7 protein-coding genes are annotated in these 9,640 nt (G+C 32.9%); 3 read left to right on the forward strand and 4 right to left on the reverse strand.

The window, feature by feature from the left end; genetic code table 11:
* On the forward strand, positions 1 to 205 hold a 205-nt coding region (locus tag ABY905_RS10090; RefSeq protein ID WP_372643215.1), incomplete at its 5' end, for a hypothetical protein.
* A gap of 1 nt (position 206) precedes the next feature.
* On the opposite strand, the gene ABY905_RS10095 is transcribed toward ABY905_RS10090, so the two are convergent.
* The 3 genes from ABY905_RS10095 to ABY905_RS10105 all read right to left on the reverse strand — a co-directional run bounded on the left by ABY905_RS10095 (position 207) and on the right by ABY905_RS10105 (position 6,744).
* On the reverse strand, positions 207 to 2,600 hold the full coding sequence (locus tag ABY905_RS10095) for a TonB-dependent receptor (RefSeq protein WP_372643218.1): 2,394 nt from the start codon (positions 2,598 to 2,600) through the stop codon (positions 207 to 209).
* A gap of 136 nt (positions 2,601 to 2,736) precedes the next feature.
* A complete protein-coding gene (locus tag ABY905_RS10100; protein ID WP_372643221.1) occupies positions 2,737 to 4,386 on the reverse strand; it encodes a Zn-dependent hydrolase in 1,650 nt (549 codons plus the stop codon).
* A 240-nt stretch (positions 4,387 to 4,626) separates the two neighbouring features.
* Positions 4,627 to 6,744, reverse strand: coding sequence for an HD family phosphohydrolase (locus ABY905_RS10105; RefSeq protein WP_372643223.1), 2,118 nt, complete (start codon positions 6,742 to 6,744; stop codon positions 4,627 to 4,629).
* Positions 6,745 to 6,966: 222 nt separating this feature from the next.
* Between ABY905_RS10105 and ABY905_RS10110 the strand changes: the two genes are divergently transcribed.
* Positions 6,967 to 7,761 carry an NlpC/P60 family protein gene (locus tag ABY905_RS10110; RefSeq protein ID WP_372643226.1) on the forward strand — a complete coding sequence of 265 codons (795 nt, stop codon included), beginning with the start codon at positions 6,967 to 6,969 and terminating at the stop codon, positions 7,759 to 7,761.
* Positions 7,762 to 7,834: 73 nt separating this feature from the next.
* Here ABY905_RS10110 and zupT read toward each other — a convergent pair whose 3' ends face one another.
* Positions 7,835 to 8,653 (reverse strand): zinc transporter ZupT, encoded by an 819-nt coding sequence (zupT, locus tag ABY905_RS10115; RefSeq protein WP_372643229.1) that lies wholly within the window; start codon positions 8,651 to 8,653, stop codon positions 7,835 to 7,837.
* Positions 8,654 to 8,809: 156 nt separating this feature from the next.
* Here zupT and ABY905_RS10120 point away from each other — a divergent pair, with 156 nt between their 5' ends.
* Positions 8,810 to 8,977, forward strand: a complete 168-nt coding sequence (locus ABY905_RS10120; protein ID WP_372643232.1) for a DUF362 domain-containing protein — start codon at positions 8,810 to 8,812, stop codon at positions 8,975 to 8,977.
* The last annotated feature ends 663 nt before the right edge of the window (positions 8,978 to 9,640 follow it).

Here is a 9,640-nt window from a genome sequence, read left to right on the forward strand (position 1 = left end):
TAGTAACGAGTCCTTTGATCCTGGTATTCTTTTGTTTATCATTATTTCAACTAGCCTGATTATGTCTTGGGGACTAATCCATTCTGCCATTGTTCAGGATATTCCTTTAATCATTAATCCAATTATTGAAGAAGAAATGCTTGGAGATGAAGAATTAACTCATGGGGCTATTGGTGATGATGAAAATGATTCCTCTGGAGAATAGACTATTTTATTTCAAAAGACAGGCTCAGGATAAAGTTTCGTCCTGGAGCTGAGATGCCTGATGAATAGGGACGGTAAGCTTTGTCGAAAATATTTTCAATACTAAAACCTAAGATGATCCTATCTCTAAACTGATAGCTATTATTTAAGTTAACACAAACCCATTCTGGTGAGTAAGGAAGCCCATTACGATCTTTTGCATAAAGGTGTGGCTTGTCTTGTTCTGAATTGGCTAAATCTTTATTGGAAATTTCACCATTGTATTCAACTGATAAATTAGATTTAAGCTTCTTCGACTTGTAGTTAAGAGTCATATATGCAAAAGTTGGAGGAACATGTCTTACAGGGCTTCCATCTTTATACTCGCCTTTAGAGCGATTGTAATAAGCATTTAGCAGAAGATTTGAAGTGAGTTGAGCATTAGCTTTTAAACTAAAACCATAAATAGTCGCTTTATCATCGTTTACTATTGCTTGTACTCGACTTTCAACATCATCGTACATTAGTGATGTTTGTCCATTGAAACTAAAATCGCGACGGACCATAGCATCCTTCAAAATGGAATAAAAACCATTGACATCAATGAATATATCAGGAGTAATATTTTTACTGATGCTAAAATCAAAATTGTAAGCGTATTCGGGTTTTAGATTCTTATTAGGAACAACAACTTTTCCAGGTTCAGAATCAAACACTTTTCCAATGTCGTCAATATTAGGTGCTCTAAAACCTGTTGTAGCATTTAGTTTTAAAATGTAGTCGTTGTTGGTTTGCAGTGTTGCACCAATACTACCGTTTAATGCACCCGTATTCAGATTTAAGTTGTCGAAAGGAAAGTCATAGAATTCAGTATCTAATTTTGACTTTAACCAAATTTGTGAGTAGCGTAAACCTCCATTTATAGTCCATCTATCATTAAATTTCCATTTTATATTGGTGTAGGATGCTAGGCTGGTATAACTTGAATTATCAGGATAGCGACTTGCAAGAGGAGAACTTATAGAACTAGCGATATCAGTAGAATGAGCACTAGAATTTAAATAATTGTATAGATACTCTACTCCATAAAAAAGCTCAAATTTCTCATTGAGTTTTTTATTAAAATCAATATTTGTGGAGAATATATCAAGATTTTCAAATCGTTTACTAATATTATCGCTATTGAGTTTTCTTGAATGGCGACTTTCTTTATAATTCTGATAGGCAGAAATCAATTTAAAGCTGTCGAATATTGTATTTGCTCTTCTATTCGTGATATTCAGTGAATGAAACTGAAGTTTTTGTGGACCATAATACCATTCGGCATACTTTAGCTCATCTCCAGAATATTGAATTAATCGATCGTATCTAGGAATGTCTGAAGTGGTAGAGTACAGGAAATTGTATTGCAACTCAGTATTTTCAGAAACTTTATATCTTAGTTTTTGTATCACATTCAATTGCTCAAACTTACTACCTTCTTGCTCATAAGGATCTGAATTTTTAATAATTTGATCTTCATCATTTTTTCGAATAACATATTCGTTTCTATTGTATTGATTGGTACCTTTTTGACCCATTTTCAAATCGGAATAATCTGAATGGCTAATATTACCTGCATAACTCCATTTATGGTTTCCAACAAAATATTGAGTGTGGAGTCCGAGTTCATGATTAGCCGAGGCATACTTAGTTTTGTAGTTAAATTGAAAATTTAAACTTGAATCTGTAGAGAGTTTAGGCTTGATCGTATGAAAATCCATTACTCCGCCTATTGCATCACTTCCATATATAACAGATCCAGGACCAAGAACCACTTCTGCAGACTCTAGGCTATTGGGATCGATATTGAGAAGATTTTGCAAATTACCACTTCTATATATTGCGTTGTTTAAACGAACACCATCGAGTACAATTAAAACCCGATTTGCAGCAAAGCCTCTAATCATTGGACTACCTCCGCCCATTTGACTCTTCTGAATAAATACTTGTCCACTTTCCTTAAGTAAGTCTGCAGATGATGAAACTTCACTATTTCTGATTGCTCTATTATCAATTTGAATCAAGCTAACAGGAACCTCGTTAGGATTCTGTTCCCATTTATTGGCGGCAATAGTTACTTCATTTATTTTGAAAAGTTGAGGGGAAAGCTCCACAATAAAATTATTCTCAGCTATTTTTTCGTATGTAAGATGTAAATTTTGAAAAGAAGGATGTTGGAAAACAATAATGGCATCTTTTGAGAATGATGATAAGTTGGCTTCACCTTTATTTGTACTAGTTGTAGATGTCTTTTTTGTGTAGAGATATACATCTTCAATAGACTTCTTAGTAGAAGCATCTATTATTCTGATATTTTGAGACAGGCATACAAACGAATAGATTAAAAGAAAGAAGATGAGTATAATTCTTTGCATAGAGTGTCTTTATATTCAATTTATAAATTAATTACGTTTATGAACAATACAAAAGTAAAATAAACTTTGATATAAATAATAAAAAACAAAAGCTTGTCTGTTAGGACAAGCTCTTATTTTTTAGAATAACTCAGTTCTATTTCATTGCAAGTTGATCACCCTGATCGTAAACGACATCTTTAGGAATTTTAGCTCTTTGAATGCGATATAGGTCATTCAATAGTTCATTATGAATATAACCTTTGTCGCGAATGATTTCTGAGGCCATGTCGTAATCACCATTACCTTGAATTTCTAGAACCAACCTAGAAAGAGACTCAACAGCTTTCTTCATTTTATAATCGTTGATTTTGTATGTGCCTGTTTTAGAATCGTATTTGAAAGCTTCATGTTCATTGAAATAATTGAAACGAATCATATTAGCTACACCTTGAGCATCAGTCACACCAAATCGGATAGAACGGAATACATCGGCCATGTGAGTCACATAATTATCCATTAAATCTACGTCTTTCAGTTCGTTCATTTCGTGAAGCTTGGTGATGAAAAACATTCTTAAAACATCATTCTTTAATTCACGAATAATTGCATGATGCTCTTTGAGTGCATCCTTAACGCTACCCTTATTGTTTATTGTTTGTGAAATTCCAAGGCTATTACTAATTTCATAAAAAATTGTATTCTGGAAGAAAGATGTAAATTTTACATGCTTTCGTTGTTTTTCGTCGATAACGAGATTGGTAATTGGTTGAAGAATTTTTTCAAACTTAGCTTCCATCACATTTTTAAAGTGAACTTTTCTTGAATTTGAAACAACTTGTTCAGTTCCTATTGGAAGGTTTAATCCTATTAGTTTATTACCTGCATTACAATAACCTGAATTATAAAGGACATCGTAAATGACGATATCGGATGTTGCTTCGGGAGATTCCGACTTATATTTTTCATCAACAGGTAAGTTCTTTTGTAGGTATGGAAGAAGTAATGAGAATTTCTTAACATTTTCAGTCCATTCTACATTTCTTAATAGGATAAAGGCTCCATATGAGTATTTTGTCCAGATTAAGTGATCATCTAAGTTTTCAATTGGACCAGCAATAAAATCAATTTTATTATCCTTTAAGTTCAACCAAAGAGCATCACTCTTCTCAAAATTATCGATTAATAAATCTTCAGCTCGCTGTAATAAATATACTTTAAAGTCTTCACAATCGCATAATTCTGCGCCTTTTCTCATGTGTTCAACTGCTTTGTCAATTTGAGTTTTGTAAGCAATGTGATATGGCAAAACCTTAAATTCACCTTTGTTGTCTTTTTTCACAACTGTTAACGGTTCAAATTTTTTATTTCCAGGAATGGCAAAGAAATCATTTTGATTCATATCATTTGGGAAAAAACCAGCACCAAGTGGACGGGGAGGATAGTCATCAGTAAAAGGAGCGTTACCATCTAACCTATCCCAAGGACCATAGTTAATCATCGCGTAAGCCTTAATATCTGGATCGTCACCCATTTTATTCAACAGCTCATTCTTGTCACCATAAGCTTGCAACCAATACAGCTCATCGATGGCATCAGCAGCTTTTAAAAGGTGTGAGAATAGTTTGGCATGACCTTCTGATAGGCTGCTTAAATCAGCGCTGAGCTTTACTTTTGCATAATTTGCAAGCTTGCGTTGCATTACGGTGTCCTTTGTGGTTTTAACCTCTTTTTTATTAGGTTGGCAGGCAGTAATAGAAAAGAGTACTAGCAGAATGCTTAGGAAAAAAAGGTTGTAACGTTTCATAATTGGGGGTGTTTGGCGTTAGATATTAATTGGAATATGTTAGCAATTATTCTGTGCAAACAAATAATAATGAATTGTTTAATTCCTAAGTTAAGGATTGTTTCGATTAATTACAAGAAAATTTCTGTGCTTATGTTTAAGCTATGAACCAAAAGAATGTAGTGTGATATTTAATTTTTTTAATGCTAGATAAAGGCGAAAAAAAAACTTGACTGATATAATTCAGTCAAGTTTTTATTATTAATCTCGTTTTATTTCTTCAGGATACTCTATTCGTGCATGATAAATATTGATGAGCATCTGAGTGAATATTTGTTTGACTTGATGTATGTTTTTAAAACTGATATCTGCCATTTCAAATCGATTTTCAGAAATCTGTTTATTAATTAGATTGACAACCAGGTTTTCAATAGCCTCAGGTGTTTTTTCTTTTAAACTTCTAGATGCAGCTTCAACTGAATCGGCCATCATTAGAACAGCGGTTTCTTTTGAAAATGGGTCTGGTCCAGGATAGGTGAATTTTTCTTCATCAATTTCCTTATCAGGATATTTATTTTTGAATGAGGTGTAAAAATATTGAACACGTCCTGCTCCATGATGAGTTTGAATAAAATCGATAATTTGCTGTGGAAGTTTGTGCTTCTTAGCAATTTGAACGCCATACTTCACATGATCAGTAATGATTTGTGCTGATTTATCAAATTCTAAATTATCATGTGGATTCCTATTGGACATTTGATTCTCAATGAAATATATGGGGTTTTTCATTTTCCCAATATCATGATAAAGGGCACCTGTTCTTACTAAAAGTGGGTTGCCACCGATTTCGTTAATCGCTGCTTCTGCTAAATTAGCTACTGTTAGGGAATGTTGAAATGTACCTGGTGAATGCTGAATGAGCTGTCGTAAAATTGGGTGATTTTGATTGGATAGCTCAATAAGAGTTACATCAGAGATGAAACCAAATAGTTTTTCGAAGATGTATATAAGTGAATATGAGAATGTCAGTAGCAAACCATTTATTGCAAACCATATGAAATTCTTCCATTCAATTTCCTGAATACTACCCTCTTGAGTGATAGCAAATGCAAAGTATACAATGCTATATGTGAAGAAAGTGATAATGGCTGTAATAACGAGTTGGCCTCTTCTTTCAAGCTGTGGTAGAGAATATATTGCCATAATCCCTGCTGATAATTGCAAGAATAGGAATTCGAAGCTATTGGGTGCCAAAAAACCACACAATAGCAGAGATATGATAAAAATAAATAAAGCTGATCGAGAATCGAGAAGTGTTCTAAGTACGATGGGAATCAGAACAAATGGAATAATATAAATGTTGAATTTTGGAAAATTAATTATTAAACTTGAAAGCCCTACAAAAAGAATAACTAGAAGTAATATAAAAAGAAGCTTTTTGTTGTCTTTGAGGATTTGTGCTCTGAAATTTCGTAGATATAAAAACAACAAAACAAGACAAGCCAAAATGAGTAAGCTTTGTCCCCCCATAATAAGGTAGTGACTTTGAGAGGAGCCTAATATGCTTTCATATTCTCGTTTTAATGATTCAAGAATTCTGAATGTATCATCATCAATAATATCACCTATTAAGGCGATACGAGTACCAGACTTTACCAAGCCTTTTGTTAGTGATATATTGCTGAGCATACTGCTTTTCACCTTCTCTGATAGATCTTTGTTATAAAGAAGATTAGGTGTTAAGTATGTGTCTAAGTTTAAATCTTGAAAAAAGATGTAATAGCTCTTATTTTTGAAGTCATTTTTTATGCTTTGACTGATAAACTCATAGGCAATTTTAGAAGTATAGAGACTTTTGGTTTCAACCTTCTCGCTTACGTTATTTGAAGAGCGGTTTATTTTCTCAGGTAATTGATGTTTGGTGTTGGAGTCTTCTATAATGCCGATATCATAAATTCCAGATATAATATCTTGAAAGTAAAGTAGAAGGCGTTTTTTCTCTATGGAAACTGTATTCTTTTTGTACTTTAACTTTTTGAAATTTTCAGTCTTAATGAAAGCGTTCCATTTTTTTTCAAAATTGGAATTAAACTGATTCATTATTTCTTCTAGAACCTCAGGTTTGTATTCGTAATAAGGATAATAGTTAGCCAATAGACTATCTTTATTTGCATTTAGTTCCGCCTCTGTTTTGTGAATAGCAAAATCGAAAGGAGCGATAAGTGTTTCGTGCATCCATGGTTTCCCCTTCTGATATTCGTATCTAAAATTCCCAATATTAGGATATATTATAGATAAGACACCTAAAGTGAAGATGAAAAGTAAAACACGATATATTGCATTGATATTCTGTCGAATCCAGCGAATGTATTTTTTCATATTTTATAGATTGGAGTCTGTCTTTAACCTGAAATTATAATCAAAATGTTCAGCTAAAAGTAATCATTATCCTTTAAAATATTGTGAAGATGATTCTTTTTGCATTAATATTAAGCTTAAGATAAAAAAGAGGTGATTGATTTGATTTATTTATATATTTGATACAATTACGTTCAACAAAATGAAATTAGTATAAATCTATTCCTAAAACTTGTATTGCAAATGACTTATGGCATTTCTGATTTAAGTATTATTCCTGTTCGAAGAGAGCCAACTGAAAAAAGTGAGATGGTTAGTCAAGTTCTTTTTGGTGAGCATTTTGAAATAACAGAATCTACTAAAAAATGGACGAAGGTTAAGTTAGCTTTTGATAGCTATGAAGGCTGGGTTGATAGTCTGATGATCACAAATATCGAAGAGGATCTTTTTAATAAGTTGAATAAGGACTTTCCGGTTGTGGCAAATGATACTTTCAATTTAGTTTTTCAGGAAAAGGATTATTCAAACAAGCTAATTGTTCCAGGTAGCTCATTCCCGTTTTGTAATTTGGAAAAGAAGACTTTCATGTTGGCTGATAAGCTATACCATTATCAAGGGGTTGTATCATCTAATGGTAAAAAGCCGGAAGAGCTTAGAGATTCTCTTATTGAATCAGCTTTGAAGTATTTTAATGCACCTTACTTGTGGGGAGGACGCACACCTTATGGGATTGATTGTTCAGGCTTAAGCCAAATCGTATATAAACTTAATGGTATTTGTTTGCCTCGTGATGCAAGTCAACAAGTAAAGGAAGGGGAAGTTTTGAATTTTGTAGAAGAAGCTTTACCTGGAGATTTAGCCTTTTTCGATAATGAGGCTGGTGTTATTACTCATGTAGGCATTATTTGGGATCGCCACAAAATCATTCATGCCTCCGGAAAAGTTAGAATTGATAATGTGGATCATATCGGAATCTTTAATGTCGATACCCAGCAATATTCACATAAACTTAGAGTGATAAAAAAGATTATTATTTAAACTTAATATCTTATATACTAATAATGCCACTATTCATTGAGTAGTGGCATTATCGTTTTTGCTATTAAAGAGCTTATAGAAAGAGTAATAGGCTAGCAGCCATAACCGCCATCCCAGCTATCAGACCATAAATAGCAATATGGTGTTCGCCATATTCTTCGGCTGTTGGTAGAAGTTCGTCTAGCGAAATAAAGACCATAATTCCGGCAACGCCACCAAACAAGGCTCCAAAAATGGTATCGTTTAATCCAAGAAAGGAATAAATCAGAACAAAACCGATCAATGCTCCAACAGGTTCTGCTAATCCAGATAGAAAGGAATATAAAAATGCCTTCTTTCGACTACCTGTTGCATAAAATATTGGGACAGAAACTGCGATTCCTTCGGGAATATTGTGGATTGCGATAGCCACTGCAATAGGAATGGCAATACTAGGGTCTGCTAAGGCAGCAGCAAATGTAGCCAAGCCTTCTGGGAAGTTGTGGATGCCAATGGCTAATGCCGAAAACATTCCCATTCTCATCAATTTTTTATCTTTTGCTTTTTTCTCATCGAGATCTTCAATTTTCTTTACCTCGTGAGGATTCTCGTGTGAGGGAATTAATCTATCGATAATGGCAATAAAAAGGATTCCTCCAAAAAAGGATAGAACGGTGTAAATGGTTCCACTCACTTCGCCATGAGCGCCTACTAAGGCATCTTTTGCTTTTTGTAGAATCTCTACAAAAGAAACGTAGATCATTACTCCTGCAGAAAAGCCGAGAGATAACGATAAAAATTTTGTGTTTGTTCGCTTTGCAAAGAAAGCAATAGCACTACCAATACCCGTAGAAAGCCCTGCAAAAAGAGTGAGTCCAAATGCAAAAGCAACTGTGTCATAATCAAATTCCATATAGATTGTTTTGTTTCGTTTTAATATTTTTTGAAATGCAAAGATAGTAGTATGTAGAATAAATCTTAATAAGCTGGCTTATTTTTTTGTAAAAGAAAGAATCATGTTTTAAATTTACTATAATTATCAATGAACGTTTAATTTAATGACTCTACTATGACTTTTTTTATTTCCGATGAATGTATTGCTTGCGGTTCATGTATGAATGAATGTCCAGTTGACGCTATTTCGGCTGGAGATATATTTATCGTCAATGCAGACGACTGTATTGATTGTGCAGCCTGTGCCGAAGTTTGCCCAGTTGATGCTATCTCTGAGATCTAAATTATTTTCATAAATTCAGAAAGAGGATATTCATGCTTGAATATCCTCTTTTTTTGTTAGTTATTTCTGCTTAGTTTAATTAAATATCTGAAATCTTTATAATAAACCTGTATTTGTCTCAAAGTAAATCTTGTTTTTTCAGGTCTTGATTTAGTGGATGTTATATTCTTGATTTGTGTTTTGTGAGGGGTTTTGTCCTTATAATAGAAGAAATGAAGTGCGTGTGACAAAATAAAATATAGTCTAGTTATTAGATGTGTTTGATTATAAGCTATATAGTATAATTTATAATATGGCACTTTTATAATTATTAGAAGGACCTTGCTGACTGGTAAGCTGTTAATTGTCTAAGTTGCTAGTGAACAAAGGGTTTCTTGTAAGAAATAAAATTGATTGGCAAGTATTTCTAGATAACTTAAATTTATATTATAAATCACAATGCTGTTTAGCATATTGAGTTATTTCTTACTAAACATATGATTTTAATATGTGTATTTCACTGATCAGTAAGCGATTAACAGGTGTTAAATATTTTTAAAAGATGATTTTATTTGTTAATTTATATGCTCGTTGACCAAAAGTTTATAATTAACTAAAAAATTAATCTATGAAAAAACTGACCTTTCTTGTTTGTGCTTTCCTATTAATGATTCAGGTTATTAA

The organism is Ancylomarina sp., assembly GCF_041555295.1.
Classification (GTDB): domain Bacteria; phylum Bacteroidota; class Bacteroidia; order Bacteroidales; family Marinifilaceae; genus Ancylomarina.

Excerpts from the sequence above, each read along its gene's own strand:
- ABY905_RS10095 (WP_372643218.1), bottom strand. The coding sequence starts at position 2,600 with ATGCAAAGAATTATACTCATCTTCTTTCTTTTAATCTATTCGTTTGTA.
- ABY905_RS10100 (WP_372643221.1), bottom strand. The coding sequence starts at position 4,386 with ATGAAACGTTACAACCTTTTTTTCCTAAGCATTCTGCTAGTACTCTTT.
- ABY905_RS10105 (WP_372643223.1), bottom strand. The coding sequence starts at position 6,744 with ATGAAAAAATACATTCGCTGGATTCGACAGAATATCAATGCAATATAT.
- ABY905_RS10110 (WP_372643226.1), top strand. The coding sequence starts at position 6,967 with ATGACTTATGGCATTTCTGATTTAAGTATTATTCCTGTTCGAAGAGAG.
- zupT (WP_372643229.1), bottom strand. The coding sequence starts at position 8,653 with ATGGAATTTGATTATGACACAGTTGCTTTTGCATTTGGACTCACTCTT.
- ABY905_RS10120 (WP_372643232.1), top strand. The coding sequence starts at position 8,810 with ATGACTTTTTTTATTTCCGATGAATGTATTGCTTGCGGTTCATGTATG.